Origin of the sequence: Mesorhizobium sp. M5C.F.Cr.IN.023.01.1.1 (assembly GCF_003997585.1) — a bacterium.
In the GTDB taxonomy this organism is placed as follows: domain Bacteria; phylum Pseudomonadota; class Alphaproteobacteria; order Rhizobiales; family Rhizobiaceae; genus Mesorhizobium; species Mesorhizobium wenxiniae.
Genome location: NZ_RZSU01000117.1, coordinates 1 through 17,715 on the forward strand (window position 1 = coordinate 1; position 17,715 = coordinate 17,715).

The following is a 17,715-nucleotide window of genomic DNA, read 5'->3' on the forward strand; positions in this document are numbered from 1 at the left end:
GCATGCTGCGGCAGCGGAATCGATCTGCTACGCCACCACCAATCGCCAGGAAGCGGTCAAGGAGACCGCCGCGGGCTCCGATCTCTTCCTGATCGTCGGCGCCCCCACCTCCTCCAATTCGCGGCGTCTCGTCGAAGTGGCCGAGCGCGCCGGCGCCTCGATGTCGCTTCTCGTGCAGCGCGCCTCCGAAATTCCGTGGACTGACATTGCCGGCATCTCGACGCTCGGTCTGTCGGCAGGCGCGTCGGCGCCTGAAATCATCGTCGACGAGATCATCGATGCATTCCGGCAGCGCTTCAACGTGACGATCGAGCTGGCGGTGACGGCGACAGAGACCGAGGATTTTCCGGTGATGCGGGTCCTGCGCGATGTCGAACTGACGGCGGCCGACATGGCCTTCGTCAACGGAGCCGCGTGAAGAGGCCATGGCGGTCTACACCGACGTCAACGAAGGCGAGCTCGGCGCGTTCCTGAAGGCCTATCCGGTCGGCGATCTCCTGTCCTACAAGGGCATCGCCGAAGGGACCGAGAACTCGAATTTCCTGCTGCACGCGACCAGCGGCTCCTACATACTGACGCTTTACGAAAAGCGCGTCGACAAGGCCGACCTGCCGTTCTTCCTCGGCCTCATGACCCATCTCGCTAGGAAAGGAATTTCCTGCCCGCTTCCGGTGACCGCGCATGATGGCAACGTCATCGGAACGCTTGCCGGCCGGCCGGCGGTCATCATCACTTTCCTCGAAGGCCTTTCGCTGCGGCGGCCGACATCAGCGCATTGCGGCGAGGTCGGCAAGGCGCTGGCGGCGCTGCATCTCGCCGGCGCCGACTTTCCGATGACCCGTCCGAATGCTCTTGCCATCGATGGCTGGCGCAAGCTGTGGAGCGCCGCTCGCGTTCGCGCCGACGAGGTCGAGCTGGGACTGGCGGCCGAGGTCGATGCCGACTTCGCGGATTTCGAGCGGAACTGGCCGAAAGGCCTGCCGGAAGGCATCATACATGCCGATCTTTTCCCGGACAATGTCTTCTTCCTTGGCGAAAAACTGTCGGGGCTGATCGACTTCTATTTCGCCTGTAATGATCTCTACGCCTATGATGTCGCTACCTGCCTCAATGCCTGGTGCTTCGAGAAGGATTTTTCCTTCAACCTGACCAAGGGTACGGCGCTGCTTGCCGGCTACCAAAGCGTGCGGCCCTTGAGCGGCGAGGAGAAAGCTGCGCTGCCTATCCTGGCACGCGGCTCGGCGCTGCGTTTCATGCTGACCCGGCTTTACGACTGGCTGACCGTTGCCAATGGCGGGCTGGTCGTGAAACGCGACCCGACCGAATATATCAGGCGAATGCGCTTCCACCGGGCGATCAGATCTCCTTTCGAATACGGACTGACATGACCAAACGCGTTGAAATCTTCACCGATGGTGCCTGTTCGGGCAATCCGGGGCCTGGCGGCTGGGGAGCGGTCCTGCGCTTCAACGGCGTCACGAAAGAACTGTCGGGCGGCGAGGCTGCGACCACCAACAACCGCATGGAACTTTTGGCCGCCATCTCGGCGCTCAATGCGCTGAAGGAACCTTGTGCCGTCGATCTTTATACCGACAGCAACTATGTCAAGGACGGCATTTTCAGCTGGATCGACGGCTGGAAGCGCAATGGCTGGAAGACCGCCGCCAGGCAACCGGTGAAGAATGCCGAGCTGTGGCAGGCACTCGACGAGGCGCGCAACCGCCATCAGGTCGTCTGGCACTGGGTCAAGGGCCACGCCGGCCATCCGGAGAACGAACGTGCCGACGAACTGGCGCGGCTCGGCATGGCGCCGTTTAAGAAAGGCCCAGTGAAGGCCCCGACGCCGAAGCCGGATCCGCAGTCGAAGCAGCCGGCGGTCGCAAAGCCACGGCGCTCGACCCGGAGTTATTGAATTCCGGCTGCGGTTCCGCTCTCTGGCAGGACGACCTCTATCATGCCGATCGCATACTACATCACGCATCCTCAGGTTCGGATCGATGCCAATGTTCCAGTGCCAGAGTGGGGGCTATCCGACATCGGGCGGGCGAGAACGTCTGCAATGCTCGATCAGCCGTGGGTTCGGTCGATCCGGCGTATAGTGTCATCGGGTGAACGCAAGTCGGTAGAAACCGCCGAGATACTGGGAAGGCATCTTCGCCTTGAGGTCGAGGTGAGGGAACGGATGCATGAGAATGACCGATCGGCAACCGGTTTCCTACCGCCTGAGGCGTTCGAAGCGGTCGCGGACCAGTTCTTCGCCAATCCATACAGCAGCATCCGCGGATGGGAGCGGGCTATCGATGCTCAGCGTCGTATTCTGAGCGAGGTGGACACAGTGCTCGGCACAGAGGACGCCGCCGACGTTGCTTTCGTGGGCCATGGAGGTGTCGGAACGCTCCTGCTCCTCGCTCTCAGCGGGCGGGAGATCAGCCGCGAGGCGGATCAGCCAGCGGGCGGCGGGAACTATTTTTGCGTACGATACCCGCGCGCGTCGTATTGTCCACGGATGGCGGCCGATCGACAGGCTGGCGCAGCACCGCGACGATTAATTTGGCTAACGGATCAGCAGCGCCGTGCCGAAAAGTCCGAGCGCGAACACAGTATGCGACACGAGGTTGAGGGCGCGTATCCGCATAGGGTTGGGGCGCTTTGATGCGGCCCAGCCGGCGCCCATGCCGGGCGCCAGCAGGAACCAACCGGCGCCTACGGTGACGATGCCGAGGATAAAGGCCGGCAGGAAGGTCGGCGCGGCCAGCCACGCCGCTCCCGCCAAAACGGCCAGAAGGATGCCGTAGACGATGCCGACAAAATAGTGGAAGGCCCAGCCCAGCGCCGATTCATGCGCATAGGGTGCCGCCTCGCCGATATCGTCATGGAAGACCTTGCCGTCGCTCAGATGCCAGACCCAGCGACCAACCAGTCCCCAATTCGGCCGCGGCTGAGCAAATACCATGTTCAGGAAAATCGCCCAGAGGTCCATGAGCGCCGTGGCGCCGATGCCGATCGCCACAGCGCGCCAGAAGTGGTCAAACAGCATTGAGGTCCCCAAAAGCAAGCAACTCGGAAGAGCTAGCGCATGAGCCCGAAACCGGAACCGGTTTTGTTGGGGATCTTGCGGCTCAGAAGTCTTGGAGCGTTTTTTGCACGCCAAACTGGACGCGCGGCGCTCAAAACAAGCGTGATTGTCAGGCCAAAAGGATTGCAATCCCTGGTCTATGCCGTCGCCAAAACGGAAAGCTGTGCGAGGATGTGAGCCGCACCGGATTCGTCAACGCCAGGCTTTGTCTCGACATTGAGCGCGGTGACCTTGCCGTCGTCGACAATCATCGAAAACCGCTTCGAACGCAGTCCCATGCCACCGCCGGAAAGGTCGGCGTCGAGACCGATCGACTTGACGAAATCGCCATTGCCGTCGGCAAGATAGAGGATCTTGCCTTCGCCGCCGCTGAATCGGGCCCAGGCGCCCATGACGTGAACATCGTTGACGGCCAGGACGGCGATGGTGTCGACGCCGCGCGCCAGTATGGCGTCGTAATTATCGAGATAGCCGGGCAGATGATTGTTGGAGCAGGTCGGCGTGAAAGCGCCGGGAACGGCGAATAGCACCACCTTCTTTCCCGAGAAGATCTCGGCCGTCGTGATCGCTTTTGCGCCGTCGGCAGTCATCGTCTTGAAGGTCGCTTGGGGCAGCTTGTCGCCAACGGCAATCATAATCGAGGTCCTCACTTGGCAGATGGAAGGGAAGTGTCCTTGCGATAGCGAATTCAGCCGTTCCCCGCAACCGTTGGGGAGCCTGGGCAAAGGACGTTCGACCTGAACATCCTTTTGCTCGGGATCAAGGGAACGGCAGCAGGCCTTCGACGGCGCCGGCCGCAGTTGTCAGCGTGTAGTAAAGTCCGCCATCCGTCGGCGTCGTCGTCGGCCTGTCGAGGATCGGCACGGTAAACACCAGTTTGCCGTCCTTTTCGCTGCGGGCCGGCACGCCGAACATATAATCCCGCTCACCGGCGACGAAGAAATCCGCCGCTTCGGGATTGCCCGGAAAGCTCGCCTCGACAATCAGTATCTCGCGGTCGCCAGGCAGGATATTGACGCCGAAATCGGGTCTTGCGGGCGCAGGCAGCGTTGCAAGGGCCGCCTTCACCAAAGCGGCGTCTTCGACATTGTCCGGATCGGAGCCTGGATCGATGGTCAGCTTCGTCTGCACCGGGATGCAGATCGTCTCGCAAATGCCGAGAAAGATATCGGCATCGATGACGGCCGGCTCGTTCGGCGCCGACAGCGTGAATGTCACCGGCAGCGAAACCGGATGGTCGTAGCCGGCCCATTTGCCGTAGCCGTCGTCGTGGCGCTGGGGCGGCGGAAACGAAAACGTCGCGTTGGCAATGTTGGTGCTGGCCGAGATATCGATTTGCGGCGGCACGCCCGCGTCGCCCGGATCGCGCCAATAGGTTTTCCAGCCAGGCCTGAGAGCAATATCGAGGACGCCATGGATGCGCCCGGCTTCGTCGGGCTTGCCGCTGGTCACAAGCCGCACTCTGCCGCCTTCGCTATTGTACCAGGTCGATGAGGAGGCTGCGGCAGGGAGGCCGGTTCCACATCCAACAGCGGCGCTGAGCAGCAGGACTTTCAAGCTTTGCATGACGGTGATTTGAGCGTCCGTTCATGGCTGCGCAATGACTTCATGGCGTCGCTGTTATCATATTTGCGTGACCTCGGGCACAGCTTTTGCGTGACCTCGGGCACAGCTTTTGCGTGACCTCGGGCACAGCTTTGCCTGACCTTAGATGCACATCCGCGACCAAATCGCGCGCGGCGCATCTTTTCGGCGCTTCAGAAACGCGTTACGCTCCTCGCATGGACTTGTTGCGCCACAAGAAGATGGCTGCGGGACGCGGCTTTCTCGACGACCAGTTCCTGATTGCCATGCCCGGCATGAAGGACGACCGCTTTACGCGCTCCGTCATCTACATTTGCGCGCACAGCGACGAAGGCGCGATGGGCCTGGTCATCAACCAGACGCAGCAGATGCTGTTTCCGGATCTGCTCGTGCAGCTCGGCATCATGAACGAACAGGAGGCGATCCGCTTGCCCGCGCAGGCGCGCGACTTCGTCGTGCGCAACGGCGGACCGGTGGACCGCAGCCGCGGCTTCGTCCTGCATTCGGGCGACTACCGCGTGGAATCGTCGCTCACCGTCTCCGACGACATTTGCCTGACCGCGACCGTCGACATATTGCGCGCCATTTCGTCGGGCCGTGGGCCCAGGCACGCGCTGATGGCGCTCGGCTATTCGGGCTGGGGCGCCGGTCAGCTGGAAAGCGAAATCGCCGAGAACGGTTGGCTGACCTGCCCGGCAAATGCGGAGCTTCTGTTCGATACCGACATCGAGCGCAAATACGACCGGATTCTCGCCTCGATCGGTATCGACCTCGCGCATCTCAGCCTGGCGGCCGGTCACGCCTAGTGGTGAAAATCCGATACCTGGCTGGCTACCGCTGCATTGCCGACGCCAGCCGTTTGCCCAAATCGTAGACGAGATTCTCGATACCGGCTGTCCAGGACAGGTCAGCCTCTTTCACGCGGCTTTCGACATCGCTGTATTTGCCGATGCGGGCTTCTAAGAAGGAGCGCAGGCGCTGGTGGAACTGGCCGACGGTGAGCTGTTTTCCCTCGGCCCTGAACATCGCGGTATTGAAGCGCGCCGCCTTGGGGAAGATTTTGCTGGCCGTGGCATTGGGCGTCTCGCCGGCGTTCGACAGGAGCTGTGCTGCGCCGTTGGTGCCAAGGAAATGGGGGAGGTAAAGATCCCTTTCGTCCATGGCCTTCTCGAGACGGGCTTCGATACGTACCTTGGCCGCGAGAAGGTTCTTGGCCGCAAGTGCTGCCGACAGATAGGGATCGCGCCTGAATTCAAGGATGCGCTGTTCATCGGCCTTGTCGTCGACGAAATGGTGTTCGCGCTTGCCCTCTAGGCGGATCCGGATCAGTTCCGCTTCGTCGCCCAGGCCGAACTCTGCACCGTACTTCTTCACCGCCTCAAGCCATGTCTGGTCGAGGAACTGCATAAGACCAAGTGCCGACCCTTTAGGGGGGCGATTGTTGATGTCGAAGGAGGATTCCTTCTCGGCGATCGCGAAAAGGGTGTCGGCAGGAAATTGGGTGTCCTTGGCGGCACGCAGAATCTCGCTGGCAATGTACTGCGACACCTTGTATTCGCCGAACTCGTGCACCGACATGCCGATGACGATCTGTCCCGCGCCTTCGGAAAGGATGGCGACGGTACTCTTCAATGCGTCGGCCAGTGTGCCTTCTCCCTTGCGTCGGGAGGTCGACGTGGTACCCGGATCGATGATGTCGAAGTCGGGCGCGGCCGAGGGGAAACTCAGGGCGGAGGACGGAACAGCAGTGGCAACCGCGGCTTCGGTCACTCCGTTGACCAACACTCCCGAATAGACCGGCCATGGTATGGCCGCCACTGTCGCCGCCAAGCCAAGCCCCGCGATCCTTTTCGACAAAGGCCGTCCGCCCGAAAGGATGACGCTTCCGCAAGCAAAGAATTCACGTGTCCTTTGGAGTGACGCCAGGTCCCCCTCCGTTCCTTGTCTAGCCGCCCAGATATTTTCGGGCAGATCTATTTCCAACGTTGAGCCGTCAACGTCGAAAAAGACAAGAAGAACGGTCAGTGCTTGCTCTAGCTAGTCATGGATCGTGGCGGTACAATGGCCGCAATGCGGCGAGGACAGTTCGTAATGTACATAAGATGATTTTATCGAACGTTGCGTAGGCGATGCGTTGCTTGTGAAGAGAGATCATTTAGCCTTTGGCCGTCGCCAGATTGGTGCTGAGCTCGAAGGCTAGTCCCGATCCATTGCTATACGATTGCAGCACGGGCGCACTCTCGCTCAGGATCTCCTCCACGACGCGTTTGCGCTCCTGATCGCGCATTTCCTTGGCTAAGGAACTCATCCCGACCAGCGCCATCGTATTCAAATGCAGGAAAGGTGCGCCTTCCGAGAAATGGATGGTGCGCGAAATAATCCTTGATCGGACCTCTCGGAAGCCGGCGTCTCGCAGCAGCGCCTCAAGTGGAGCCGCTTCCCCGAAGCTGTACCGTTGATCGGCGATGGCTCCCAGATGGCGCTCCGCGACGCGGCGCAGTTCGAGAAAGAACGGGATTTCGTCGTCCGGGCGCCACGTGGCGATCGCCAGCCTGCCACCCTTCGCCAGCGCGCGACGCATCTGCGCCGCCGCCGCGGGTCTGTCAGGAAAGAACTGCAGTCCTTGCTGGCAGACGACCACGTCGAACGTCTCACCGTTACGCAGAGGCAGCTCGCCGGCATTGCCCTGGCGCCAGTCAATGGCCGGTTCTACGGCCCGCGCCACGGCAAGCATGTCCGGGCTGATGTCGACGCCGACGATATATCCGGCTTCACCGAGCCGCTCTCTTGCAACACGCGCCACTATTCCTGTTCCACAAGCGATGTCGAGTAGGCGATCGCCCGAAGACAATTCCAGCTCGTCAAGAGCCATCTCGGCCCATGGACGGAAGAGAGGGCCGACCAGCCACCGCTCGTACATCTGCGGGAAACTTGCCTGGTTCATTGCGTAACTGGGCAGGGTCATGATCGTCCTCCCTCAAATTTCCATCCGGCCATTGTGAGCCTTCTCCCGCGCTCCTTCGGCGAGCGCGATTCCAACGAAGCAAGAAAGTTGCAGTCGTTTCGGAGAAAAAGGAAATCCTAATATTTCATCGCGCCGATGCAAGGCTGTCATCGGGAAAGGGCGATCCATGGAGATACACGAAACCCGCTACTTCCGGACAGCGTCGCTGCTGCGTGACCCAGCCGGCGCTGACCCGCGCTAGCCAGAAGCTTGAGGCCGAGCTTGGAGGGGATCTCTTCCACCGCGAGCATAGCCATCTCCACCTCACCGACTTTGCGCGTCTCATGCAGCCACATCGCCCAAAATGCGCAGCCGATTGAGTGTCGGTAGTCCTGGATAGGGTCGGTACCGGTCCGAGGACCACCAGGGCGGCAGAACGCATCTAAAATCAGCTTCAGCAACAAACGCCTAGCCTGGCCAATCGAAGCTCTGGGCAGCTCGGACCATTGCCGCCGTCGCCGGGCTATAGGGCCGGCCCGGAACGCTAGCCAGGGACACGGTGCGTGCCACCGCGGGTTCGATCAGCGGACGCTGCAGAAGTTCAGGCGATGTCACCGAATATTCAGGCATGAAGGCGAAGCCGATCCGCGCCAGCACCATTGATTGGATCCAATCCTCGCGCTCGGAACGAAAGCGGGCATAAAGGCTGACGTTTCTTTCCCGGCACACACCCATCACCAGGTCCCGCATTTCGCAGGACAGACGATCGACATAGGGTTCTTGAGAGAGATCGACCAACTTGATTGCATTGAGGCTCGCAAGCCGATGATCCGGCGCGAATACGACGACGTAACGCTCACTGTAGAGATCATGGACGCGGAAAGCTGCTCCCAATCCCTCCAGCGGATTGAGAACGGCCAGATCGAGATCGCCTTGCTCAAGCCTGTTTTTCAGTTCCTGCACGCTCGCCTCACTGACTTCCAGCTCGACGCCATGATAGTCGCGCTGGAACTTTGCCAAGAACCTGGCGAGCTTCACATGGCCGATGGTCGACATGACGCCGAGCCGGATCGGCACCTGGTTGAGCAGCCTGAAATTGTCGGCAAGCGTCCTGGTTGCGTGGGCCTCCTGCATGATCTGCTGAAGATGCGGCAGAATGGAGCGCCCGAACTCACTCAGGAGGACGCGCTTTCCCTCGCGATGGAACAAGGGCGCGCCAAGCTCATCCTCGAGCGTCTTGACCGCTTTGGTGAGCGCCGGCTGAGACACATTGCAATCGGTGGCGGCCTTGGTGAAATTCAGCATCTTCGCGGCAGCAAGCACGTAGCGGACCTGAAACATCTCCATGGCGAGCCCTCCCGAGGCGGTTCCACGAAACGACATTGTAGCCCTTTAATCGATAACTGTCGGCTATCGATCGATAGAAAAAATGTCGTTCTCTTTCGCCCGCCGCTGCATTCAACTCCTGTGGTCAGTGTTCATAGGAGGAGATCTGGAAATGACTGTCTACATGGTGGAACGCGACCTCAAGGGCATCAGCATGGAAGCTCTGGGAGATGCGCAGAAGGCGGCGATCAGCCAGGCCGCCGAGATGACGTCCAAGGGCACCGACATCAGCTATCTGCGCTCGACCTTCGCACCGGAGGACGGGCGCTGCATGTGCCTGTTTGATGCTGTCTCCGATACCGACGTGAAGCGTCTAAACGACGATGCAGGCCTGCCCTACCACAGAATCGTGCCGGCGCTCGATCTTACGCCATAAGCCAGCACGGCCGGGCTCGTGATGACCATCCGAGCCCGGTGTTCTTGCGGATCATGCGCAGCGCGCCACGCTAATCATTTGGAACGACGGAAAGACCAAGACGTTCGTGCATACTGCATCCGCTAGCCACAGGTTCGACGCCTTGTTCTTCCCAGGAGTCGGAGGCGTACCATGTTTGGCAATTCGGGCATCATTCCTCTGCCTCGCCCACTTGAGCGTCGTGTGGATACTCTTGCGCAGTCGTTCATGCGCCAGCGGCTCGGATCTCAGATGGACTTCTCGACCCCGGAAGGCGAGCCGGCGCTGTTACCGCCCACCTCGATGTCCTGGCGTATTTTCAAGAACCCAGTTGCGCTCTTCATCGGCGGGGTTACTGCGGTGCTGCTCGAACTGGCGGAGCCGCGGGTTCGCGACGCCATTTGGCAGCACAGCACATTCCGCTCGCACGCGCTCCGACGATTACAGCGTACGGGCATCGCTGCCTTGGTTACGGTCTACGGCCCTCGAACCAAGGCTAAGGCCATGATTGAAGGTGTGGTCAGGATGCATGGGCGCGTTTCAGGTCGAACCAGCGAAGGTGAGCCATACCACGCCACCGACCCGGAGTTGCTGGACTGGGTGCAAGCTACGGCCGGGTTTGGTTTCATGGAGGCGTATCACGTCTATGTGCATCGTCTGCATTTTTTCGAACGGGACGCGATGTTTGCTGAGGCTCGCCCCGTCGCACTACTCTATGGTGCGGCCGGCTCGCCCACGTCACAGGCCGAGCTTTACGCGCTGTTCGACGCGATGAGGCAAAGACTCGTCGCGTCGCCGATCGTCTTGGAATTCCTGGAGATCATGGAAGACGTTCCCGCCTTGCCGGGAGTGGCTCAACCGCTTCAGCGGCCATTTCTGAAGGCGGCCGTCGAGATCCTACCGCGCTGGGTGCGCAAGCGCTTGGCACTCGGCGACCGCTGGACCCTGACGCCGTGGGAGCGTGCTTTTGTGAAGACTACGGCTGCAATCTGCGAGAGCATCGTGCTCCCTTCATCCCCGGCCGTTCAATCGTGCCGTCGCCTCGGCCTTTCCGAGAGCTATCTCTATCGCCGCCGTTAATTCAGGCTTTCCAACATTGATGGGGCCACGCCGCGGTAGGAGACTAAAATTTTCGATACTGCGTCACCAAGACGGTTTACTTGCGACCTCCGAGCGCCGGGAAGCGGACCCCCGGCACGTCGCCCAAAAGTGCAGAGAGGTCTTGGGACAACCGACATGCACAAAATCAAGCCTGAGCCAGCGGATACTGTTCCTTCAGCGTCTTCAGCACCTGATCGCCGGGCATCGGCGCGCCGAACATGAAGCTCTGCACATATTCGCAGCCCATCTGGCGCAGTTCGAGCGCATCGCTTTCATCCGAAATGCCCTCGGCCACGACCGAAAGGCCGAGTTCATGCGCCATGTTGACCATGGATTTGAGCAGCACCGTGCGCTTCGGTGTCGCGTCGTCGACAAAGCTCTTGTCAATTTTGATCGTGTCGAAGGGAAAGCGCGTCAGATAGGCCAGCGAGGAATAGCCGGTGCCGAAATCGTCCAGCGACAGGCCGATGCCAAGCTTCTTCAGCTTGTTCAGCACATGGGCTGTCTGCTCGGGATTGTCCATCACCAGCGATTCGGTGAGTTCAAGCCGGAAGCAGCGCGGCTTCAGATTGGCCCGCGCGATCACCGAGCGGACGTCGCTGACCAGATCGCGGCGGATGAGCTGACGGCTGGACAGATTGACCGAAACCGACAGCGGTGCGTCGCCGATCTGCTTTTGCCATCCCGCCAGATCTTCGGCGGCCTGTTGCATAGCGAACAGGCCAAGCTGCACGATCAGGCCGCAGCTCTCGGCAACCGGGATGAAATCGCCCGGCGGGATCATGCCGCGGCGCGGATGGTCCCAGCGCAAAAGCGCCTCGAAGCCGGCAACACTGCCGTCTTCCAGCCGCACGATGGGCTGGTAGGCGAGTGTGAATTCGCGCCGTTCGATGGCGCGGCGCAGGTCGGACTCGAACTGCAGCCGGTCGGTGCCGACGGTCCGGAAGGCGGGGCGGAACGGCTCGATCCTGTCGCCGCCAAAACGTTTGGCCTGGTGCATGGCAAGCTCGGCGTCCTTGACCATGTCCTCGGCTGAGCTCTGCGCCGAGGTCCAGGTGACCAGCCCGATCGAGGCGGTCAGCACGATCTCGCGCTTGGCAAAGGTGATCGGATTGTTGATCGCATGCTTGATGGCGTCGGCAACGGCTGCGATGCGGGCCGGGTCCTGTTCGGAAAGCAGCATCAGCGCGAACTGGTCGCCGGCAAAGCGCGACAGCGAATCCTTCGGCTTGAGCAACCGGTGCAGCCGGCGCGCAACGGTCAGCAGGATGGTATCGCCGGCCGAGATGCCGAGCCCGTCATTGACCTGCTTGAACCGGTCGATGTCGATGACGAAGACGGTGGGACGCACTTTCTCTTCCGTGCGCGCGATCGAGATGATCGCCTCCAGCCGATTCATCAGCAATTCCCGGTTCGGCAGGCCAGTCAGATTGTCATGCACGGCATCGTGCAGCAGCCTCTCCTCGGACTTTTTCTGCTCCGTCACGTCGACCATGGTGCCGACGCAGCGGATGACCTCGCCGTCCGATCCGATCACCGGCCGGGCGCGCAGCGAAAACCAGTGATAGTGCCCGTCGGCGCCGCGCAGGCGGAAATTCTGCGACACCCGGCCGCGCCGGTGTTCGAGCACCACGTCGAGCGTGGTACGGAACGTGTCGCGGTCGTCGGCATGAAGTACCGGCAGCCAGTTGCGAGCAGCTCCGCCCAGGCTGTCTGGCGCAAGGCCAAGCTGGATGCTAACATCCGGCCTGGTGACGACGCGGTCGCGCATCACGTCCCAATCCCACACCGTGTCGCCCGATCCGGCGACGGCCAGCGCCTGCCGTTCGAGATCGGAGAACAGGCCCTGATGCAGCACGCCGCCGGCAAAGGCGTGCTGCATGACGGTGAAGCCGATCAGCAGGATGATGAGGATCAGCCCGCCGCCCAATGCCGGCTGGGCGATGTCATTGTCGAGCATGCCGGTGATCGCCATCCACGACCCGCATAGCCACAACAGGACCATGACCCAACTGGGCACCAACATGATGGCACGGTCGTAGCCGCGTATGCCGAGGAAGATGATCAGGCCGAGGCCGGTCAGCGCGGTGGCGGCGAAGGACAGCCTGGCGATGCCGGCGGCGACCGCCGGATCGACGATCGCAACGCCAGCGATCAGCAGCAGCCCCAGAATCCAGACCAGCGCGCCGTAACTGAAATGGCCGTGCCATCGGTTGAGGTTGAGATAGGCGAACAGGAACACCACGAAGGTCGCCGCAAGCGCCACCTCCGTTCCGGCTCGCCACATCTGCTCGTTGCCGGGCGATATTTCCAGTACCTTGTTGAGAAAGCCGAAATCGATGCAGATATAGGCGAGCACCGCCCAGGCGAGTGCTGCGGTTGCCGGGAACATCGAGGTCCCCTTGACCACGAAAAGGATGGTCAGGAACAGCGCCAGAAGGCCGGCGATGCCGATGACGATGCCGCGAAACAGCGTGTAGGAATTGACCGAGTCCTTGTAGGATTCCGGATCCCATAGATAGACCTGCGGGAGTTTGGGCGAGGCAAGTTCGGCAATGAAGGTGATCACCGTTCCGGGGTTCAGCGTCACACGGAACACATCGGCGTCGGGGCTGGTCTGGCGGTCAAGCGCGAAGCCCTCGCTGGGCGTGATCGCGGCAATGCGGGTCGAGCCGAGATCCGGCCAGAAGATGCCGGAATTCACCAGCCGGAAATGCGGTGCGACAATCAGCCTGTCGAGCTGCTGGTCGGTGGTATTGGCAAGTGCGAACACCGCCCAGTCGCCGGTCGAGCGCGCATCATTGGCCTCGACCTCGATGCGCCGCACGATGCCGTCCGGGCCTGGAGCGGTCGACACCTGAAAGTTCTCGCCCTGGTCGCGGTAGATTTCGACGGCGCCCGAAAGGTCGAGAGCCACGTCGTCGCGGGCGATCTTGATCGGCTCGACGGCGAAGGCCGAGGACGCCGCGCAGAGCACGACGATTGCCGTCAGCACAAAGGCGAACAACGACCCGATTCGCAGGAAATTCGTCAAAATCAGTCCTTCGTTCCCGCGCCCGGCGGATCGTCTTCGATCCGGGCGTAGAGGTAGTGGTCCTGCCAGATGCCATTGATCCTGAGATAGGATCGCAGAAGTCCTTCGCGCCGGAATCCGGCTTTTTCAAGCACGCGGATCGACCGGGCATTGTCGGGAATACAGGCAGCTTCGATCCGGTGCAACCTCAGCGTATCGAAGGCGAAGCGCGTCACGACCTTGACCGCGTCGGTCATCAGGCCACGGCCGCTGTAGCGCTCGCCGATCCAGTAGCCGATATGGCCGCTTTGCGCGACGCCGTGGCGGATGTTGCCGAGGGTGATTCCTCCGACAAGTTTGCCGCTGCCTTCCTCGAAGATGAAGAAGGCTATGGCCGTTCCTTGCGCATAGTCTTCGCGATAGCGGCTGAGGCGATGCCGCCAGGCCGTGCGGTCGAGCTCGTCGGGGTTCCACCGCGGCTCCCACGGCTCCAGGAAGGCGCGGCTTTCCCCGCGCAGCACCGACCATTCGCGGTAGTCGTTGGTCAGCGGCACGCGCAGCGTGACCCGATCACCCTTCAGTGCCGGCAGGTCACGGCGAAAGAAAGGGAGCGCGAACATGACGCTTTGATGGACTTTAGCCGGCGAGCTTTCGGGCCGTGGTCTGCGTGCCCGAAAGCGATTCGAGGACCGCCTCATAGGGAGCGAGCGTACCTACCGGTCCGACGGCAGTCAGCGTCGGCTTGGTCGAAAACAGCCGTGACGACAGGTCCGTCAGCCGCTCGACCGTCAGCGCCGACAGCCGTTCCATCAGCTCTTCCTTGGCGATCGGCCGGCCGAACAGCAGCATTTGCCGGGCGATCTGCGAGGCGCGGCTGGCCGGGCTTTCGGCGGACATGATCAGGCCTGCACGGTACTGGGCGCGTGCCCGGTCGAGTTCCTCCTGCAGGATGTTCTCGCCGACCTTCTGCAACTCGTCGATGACCACCGGCACCAGCTCGGCGATGTCGCTCTGCCCGGTCGCGGCATGGACGCCGAATATGCCGGTATCGGAAAAACCCCAGTGGAAGGCATAGACCGAATAGCAAAGCCCGCGCTTTTCGCGGACCTCCTGGAAAAGACGCGACGACATGCCGCCGCCAAGGATCATCGACAGGACCTGCGAGGCGTAGAAGTCGCGTACATGATAGGCGCGGCCCTCGAACCCCAGCACGATCTGCGCGTCCATCAGGTCGCGGTCCTCGCGGAAATCGCCGCCGACATATTGCGCAAATTGCGGCATCGTGTTGTCGGACTTGCTGCGGAAACCGCCAAGGTGCTTCTCGACCTCGCGCACGAAATTGTCGTGCTTGATGTCGCCGGCGGCGACGACCACCATGCGCTCGGCGCCATATTGCCGTTCGATGAATTTGTGCAATTGCTTCGAGGTGAAGGATTTGACGGTTTCCGGCGTGCCGAGGATGGAGCGGCCGATCGTCTGGTGGCGGAAAGCCGTCTCGGTGAAGCGGTCGAAGACGATGTCGTCGGGCGTATCGTGAGCGGCGCCGATCTCCTGTAGGATCACATGCTGCTCGCGCTCCAGCTCCTGCGGGTCGAACTCGGATTCCTGCAGGATGTCGGAGAGGATATCGACGGCCAGGGGCACGTCGTCGCTCAGCACCCTGGCATAATAGGAGGTGGTCTCGACACTGGTAGCGGCATTGATCTCGCCGCCGACATCCTCGATTTCCGAGGCGATCTCGAAGGCGCTTCGCCTTCTGGTTCCCTTGAACGCCATATGTTCAAGCAAGTGGGCCATTCCGTGCTCTTCGCTACGCTCGTTGCGGGCGCCTGATTTGAGCCAGGCACCAAGAGCGACGGATTCGAGGCTTGGAAGGGTTTCGGTGGCGACTGTCAGGCCGTTCGACAGACGGCTTACCTCAACACCCATATAGCTGATACTCCCTAACTTGCCGCCCGCGTGTGACGGCTAACATAATCTTCCACCATTTTCAGGTCGGATGGAAGTACCGTGTATTTTTCCTCTGATGTCATCAACCCGCCTAGCCATGCGGGCAGGGTCGGCGACACGCCGCTGGCGGCTTCGACGGCGGCCGGGAACTTTGCCGGATGGGCGGTGCCCAGCACCACCATCGGCACGGCATTGGTGACCTTCGCAGCCGCAACATGCATGGCCGCGGCCGTGTGCGGGTCGAGCAGATAGTTGCTGGCTGCGAGCGTCGAGCGGATCGTAGCGGCGACTTCGTCCATGGTCGATCGGCCGGCATCGAATTCGGAGCGGATCCTGGCGATCTCGCCCGCTTCGATGGTGAAGGCGCCGGACTGCTTGAGGCCGCTCATGTAGCGCCGCACGGTTGAGGCGTCGCGGCCGGCCGCCTCGAACAGCAAGCGCTCGAAATTCGAAGAAACCTGGATATCCATAGACGGCGACGTGGTCGAAAAGACGCCTTTCGTGCGATATTCGCCGCTCGACAGCGTGCGCGCCAGAATGTCGTTGTCGTTGGTCGCGATGATCAGCCGCTCGATCGGCAGCCCCATCTTCTTGGCGGCGTAGCCGGCGAAGATGTCGCCGAAATTGCCGGTCGGTACCGTGTAGGAAACCGGCCGGTCGGGCGCGCCGAGCGACAGCGCCGATGAGAAATAATAGACGATCTGGGCCATGATGCGGGCCCAGTTGATCGAATTGACCCCGGACAGCGATACCCGGTCGCGAAAAGCGTGATCGTTGAACATGTCCTTCACCAGCCCCTGGCAATCGTCGAAATTGCCTTCGACCGCGATTGCATGGACATTTGCGGCAGAGGACGTCGTCATCTGCCGCTGCTGCACCGGCGAGACCCGGCCGTGCGGGAAAAGAACGAAGATGTCGGTGCGGTTGCGCCCGGCGAAGGCATCGATGGCGGCCCCGCCGGTGTCGCCGGACGTGGCGCCGACAATGGTGGCGCGCTGGTCGCGTTCGGCAAGCACATGGTCCATCAGCCGGGCGAGAAGCTGCATGGCCACATCCTTGAAGGCAAGCGTCGGGCCATGGAAGAGTTCCAGAACGAACGTGTTCGAGCCGGTCTGCACCAGCGGGCAGACCGCCTCGTGACGGAAGGTCGCATAGGCTTCGCGCACCAGGCGTTCGAACACCGGCATCGCGATCTCGCCGCCGAGAAACCGCGACAGCACGCGGATGGCGAGGTCGGGATAGGCAAGGCCGCGCATGGCGCGGATCTCTGCCGCCGAAAACTGCGGCCATGTATCAGGCACATAAAGACCGCCATCGCGCGCCAAGCCCGCCAGCACCGCGTCGGAAAATCCAAGCACGGGCGCTTCCCCGCGGGTACTCACATATTGCATCGTCATGTTCCATTGCTGCCGGGCGGTTTCGTCCGCGGCAAAGTGGTTAATTTCCGTCCTTGTTCAGTCGCATTTTTGCCGCGCGGTTGATATACGTCACCCGCTTTGCGAGAGGGAAGTGCAGTTCATGGCGTTCCATACATTCAACGGTCGTTTTGTCGCGGGTCTGGCGCTCACTGGCTTTATGCTTACCGCCGCCGGCTGCCAATCAGGCGGCAATGGCATCCTGGGCTTCGGAAAGACGGACACAACACCGCCACCACCGCCGGACCCCAAGGTTCTCGCCAGCCAATTGCAGGCCTATTGTCCGAAAGTGACGCTGCGCGACGGCACCGCCTTTTTCAACACCTATGCCAAGGGCGGCCAAAAGCCCAAGAAAAAAGCCGCCGCCCAGGACGCCGAAGCTGCTGCGCTTGACGCGAGCAGCGATCAGCAGGACGATTCCGCGAAGATCATCTATCAGGCATCGATCACCGATGTGACCCGCGACTGCAACCGTGCCAACGGCTCGCTGACGATGAAGATCGCCGTGGCCGGCAAGGTCGTTCCGGGACCGATGTTCAGCCCGGGCACCATCACCATGCCGATCCGTATCGCTGTGATGCATGGCACGGAGGTCCTTTACTCGCAGCTTCACCGATATCAGGTCCAGGTTACCAATCCCTCGAGTGCCACCCAGTTCGTCTTCACTGATTCGAACGTTGTCGTTCCCGAGCCCACCGCGCGGGACTATCAGGCGTTCGCCGGCTATGACGAAGGCCCGCCGAAGAAGACCGACAAAAAGATTGCCGCGGTCGAATAGCGGCGGCGTTTGAGCCGCCTACGGTCGGAGGCGCATGCATCACGCATCCGCCGACCATTCCGACAGGGCGGCGA

17 protein-coding genes and 2 pseudogenes are annotated in these 17,715 nt (G+C 61.5%); 9 read left to right on the top strand and 10 right to left on the bottom strand.

Features of this window, described 5'->3' with window-relative positions:
- From EOA78_RS29930 to EOA78_RS29945, 4 genes and pseudogenes are all read left to right on the top strand, one after another.
- A pseudogene (locus EOA78_RS29930) lies at nt 1-418 on the top strand (4-hydroxy-3-methylbut-2-enyl diphosphate reductase); the annotation flags it as partial.
- Nucleotides 419-425: 7 nt separating this feature from the next.
- Nucleotides 426-1,388, top strand: a complete 963-nt coding sequence (locus EOA78_RS29935) for a homoserine kinase (protein ID WP_127318725.1) — start codon at nt 426-428, stop codon at nt 1,386-1,388.
- Nucleotides 1,385-1,912 carry a ribonuclease HI gene (rnhA, locus tag EOA78_RS29940; RefSeq protein WP_127318727.1) on the top strand — a complete coding sequence of 176 codons (528 nt, stop codon included), beginning with the start codon at nt 1,385-1,387 and terminating at the stop codon, nt 1,910-1,912. The genes EOA78_RS29935 and rnhA overlap by 4 nt, the downstream gene beginning before the upstream one ends.
- A gap of 42 nt (nt 1,913-1,954) precedes the next feature.
- Nucleotides 1,955-2,549: pseudogene (locus EOA78_RS29945) on the top strand (histidine phosphatase family protein).
- Between the two features lie 5 nt (nt 2,550-2,554).
- Here the strand turns inward: EOA78_RS29945 and EOA78_RS29950 are convergent.
- From EOA78_RS29950 to EOA78_RS29960, 3 genes are all read right to left on the bottom strand, one after another.
- Nucleotides 2,555-3,034 carry a DUF2938 domain-containing protein gene (locus EOA78_RS29950; protein ID WP_127318745.1) on the bottom strand — a complete coding sequence of 160 codons (480 nt, stop codon included), beginning with the start codon at nt 3,032-3,034 and terminating at the stop codon, nt 2,555-2,557.
- 179 nt (nt 3,035-3,213) lie between these two features.
- Nucleotides 3,214-3,714 (bottom strand): peroxiredoxin, encoded by a 501-nt coding sequence (locus EOA78_RS29955; protein WP_127318747.1) that lies wholly within the window; start codon nt 3,712-3,714, stop codon nt 3,214-3,216.
- 121 nt (nt 3,715-3,835) lie between these two features.
- Nucleotides 3,836-4,642, bottom strand: coding sequence for a protein-disulfide reductase DsbD domain-containing protein (locus EOA78_RS29960; protein ID WP_127318729.1), 807 nt, complete (start codon nt 4,640-4,642; stop codon nt 3,836-3,838).
- Nucleotides 4,643-4,857: 215 nt separating this feature from the next.
- Here EOA78_RS29960 and EOA78_RS29965 point away from each other — a divergent pair, with 215 nt between their 5' ends.
- Nucleotides 4,858-5,466 (top strand): YqgE/AlgH family protein, encoded by a 609-nt coding sequence (locus EOA78_RS29965; RefSeq protein ID WP_127318731.1) that lies wholly within the window; start codon nt 4,858-4,860, stop codon nt 5,464-5,466.
- A gap of 25 nt (nt 5,467-5,491) precedes the next feature.
- Here EOA78_RS29965 and EOA78_RS29970 read toward each other — a convergent pair whose 3' ends face one another.
- Both EOA78_RS29970 and EOA78_RS29975 read right to left on the bottom strand, forming a co-directional pair.
- Nucleotides 5,492-6,430, bottom strand: coding sequence for a transglycosylase SLT domain-containing protein (locus EOA78_RS29970; RefSeq protein WP_127318733.1), 939 nt, complete (start codon nt 6,428-6,430; stop codon nt 5,492-5,494).
- 385 nt (nt 6,431-6,815) lie between these two features.
- Nucleotides 6,816-7,625 carry a methyltransferase domain-containing protein gene (locus EOA78_RS29975; protein WP_127318735.1) on the bottom strand — a complete coding sequence of 270 codons (810 nt, stop codon included), beginning with the start codon at nt 7,623-7,625 and terminating at the stop codon, nt 6,816-6,818.
- A gap of 212 nt (nt 7,626-7,837) precedes the next feature.
- On the opposite strand from EOA78_RS29975, the gene EOA78_RS29980 reads away from it, so the two are divergent.
- Nucleotides 7,838-7,984: a LysR family transcriptional regulator gene (locus EOA78_RS29980; protein WP_245477847.1), complete on the top strand. Its 147-nt coding sequence runs from the start codon at nt 7,838-7,840 to the stop codon at nt 7,982-7,984.
- A gap of 88 nt (nt 7,985-8,072) precedes the next feature.
- On the opposite strand, the gene EOA78_RS29985 is transcribed toward EOA78_RS29980, so the two are convergent.
- On the bottom strand, nt 8,073-8,951 hold the full coding sequence (locus EOA78_RS29985) for a LysR family transcriptional regulator (RefSeq protein ID WP_036267457.1): 879 nt from the start codon (nt 8,949-8,951) through the stop codon (nt 8,073-8,075).
- Nucleotides 8,952-9,102: 151 nt separating this feature from the next.
- Between EOA78_RS29985 and EOA78_RS29990 the strand changes: the two genes are divergently transcribed.
- Both EOA78_RS29990 and EOA78_RS29995 read left to right on the top strand, forming a co-directional pair.
- Nucleotides 9,103-9,366 (top strand): DUF4242 domain-containing protein, encoded by a 264-nt coding sequence (locus tag EOA78_RS29990; protein ID WP_127209693.1) that lies wholly within the window; start codon nt 9,103-9,105, stop codon nt 9,364-9,366.
- Between the two features lie 171 nt (nt 9,367-9,537).
- Nucleotides 9,538-10,464 (top strand): oxygenase MpaB family protein, encoded by a 927-nt coding sequence (locus EOA78_RS29995; RefSeq protein ID WP_206533531.1) that lies wholly within the window; start codon nt 9,538-9,540, stop codon nt 10,462-10,464.
- A 166-nt stretch (nt 10,465-10,630) separates the two neighbouring features.
- On the opposite strand, the gene EOA78_RS30000 is transcribed toward EOA78_RS29995, so the two are convergent.
- From EOA78_RS30000 to thrC, 4 genes are read right to left on the bottom strand one after another with little or no spacing between them, the layout of a single operon-like run.
- Nucleotides 10,631-13,519, bottom strand: coding sequence for an EAL domain-containing protein (locus tag EOA78_RS30000; protein ID WP_127318737.1), 2,889 nt, complete (start codon nt 13,517-13,519; stop codon nt 10,631-10,633).
- A 2-nt stretch (nt 13,520-13,521) separates the two neighbouring features.
- The gene (locus tag EOA78_RS30005) at nt 13,522-14,118 is read right to left on the bottom strand and encodes a GNAT family protein (protein ID WP_127318739.1); all 597 of its coding nucleotides are present in this window, start codon (nt 14,116-14,118) and stop codon (nt 13,522-13,524) included.
- A 16-nt stretch (nt 14,119-14,134) separates the two neighbouring features.
- The gene (locus tag EOA78_RS30010; RefSeq protein WP_029355661.1) at nt 14,135-15,427 is read right to left on the bottom strand and encodes a pitrilysin family protein; all 1,293 of its coding nucleotides are present in this window, start codon (nt 15,425-15,427) and stop codon (nt 14,135-14,137) included.
- A 14-nt stretch (nt 15,428-15,441) separates the two neighbouring features.
- Nucleotides 15,442-16,839, bottom strand: coding sequence for a threonine synthase (gene thrC, locus EOA78_RS30015; protein WP_127318741.1), 1,398 nt, complete (start codon nt 16,837-16,839; stop codon nt 15,442-15,444).
- 127 nt (nt 16,840-16,966) lie between these two features.
- Here thrC and EOA78_RS30020 point away from each other — a divergent pair, with 127 nt between their 5' ends.
- Nucleotides 16,967-17,641 (top strand): hypothetical protein, encoded by a 675-nt coding sequence (locus EOA78_RS30020; protein ID WP_127318743.1) that lies wholly within the window; start codon nt 16,967-16,969, stop codon nt 17,639-17,641.
- The last annotated feature ends 74 nt before the right edge of the window (nt 17,642-17,715 follow it).

Excerpts from the sequence above, each read along its gene's own strand:
- EOA78_RS29935 (WP_127318725.1), top strand. The coding sequence starts at position 426 with ATGGCGGTCTACACCGACGTCAACGAAGGCGAGCTCGGCGCGTTCCTG.
- rnhA (WP_127318727.1), top strand. The coding sequence starts at position 1,385 with ATGACCAAACGCGTTGAAATCTTCACCGATGGTGCCTGTTCGGGCAAT.
- EOA78_RS29960 (WP_127318729.1), bottom strand. The coding sequence starts at position 4,642 with ATGCAAAGCTTGAAAGTCCTGCTGCTCAGCGCCGCTGTTGGATGTGGA.
- EOA78_RS29965 (WP_127318731.1), top strand. The coding sequence starts at position 4,858 with ATGGACTTGTTGCGCCACAAGAAGATGGCTGCGGGACGCGGCTTTCTC.
- EOA78_RS29975 (WP_127318735.1), bottom strand. The coding sequence starts at position 7,625 with ATGACCCTGCCCAGTTACGCAATGAACCAGGCAAGTTTCCCGCAGATG.
- EOA78_RS29985 (WP_036267457.1), bottom strand. The coding sequence starts at position 8,951 with ATGGAGATGTTTCAGGTCCGCTACGTGCTTGCTGCCGCGAAGATGCTG.
- EOA78_RS29990 (WP_127209693.1), top strand. The coding sequence starts at position 9,103 with ATGACTGTCTACATGGTGGAACGCGACCTCAAGGGCATCAGCATGGAA.
- EOA78_RS29995 (WP_206533531.1), top strand. The coding sequence starts at position 9,538 with ATGTTTGGCAATTCGGGCATCATTCCTCTGCCTCGCCCACTTGAGCGT.
- EOA78_RS30005 (WP_127318739.1), bottom strand. The coding sequence starts at position 14,118 with ATGTTCGCGCTCCCTTTCTTTCGCCGTGACCTGCCGGCACTGAAGGGT.
- EOA78_RS30010 (WP_029355661.1), bottom strand. The coding sequence starts at position 15,427 with ATGGGTGTTGAGGTAAGCCGTCTGTCGAACGGCCTGACAGTCGCCACC.
- thrC (WP_127318741.1), bottom strand. The coding sequence starts at position 16,839 with ATGCAATATGTGAGTACCCGCGGGGAAGCGCCCGTGCTTGGATTTTCC.
- EOA78_RS30020 (WP_127318743.1), top strand. The coding sequence starts at position 16,967 with ATGGCGTTCCATACATTCAACGGTCGTTTTGTCGCGGGTCTGGCGCTC.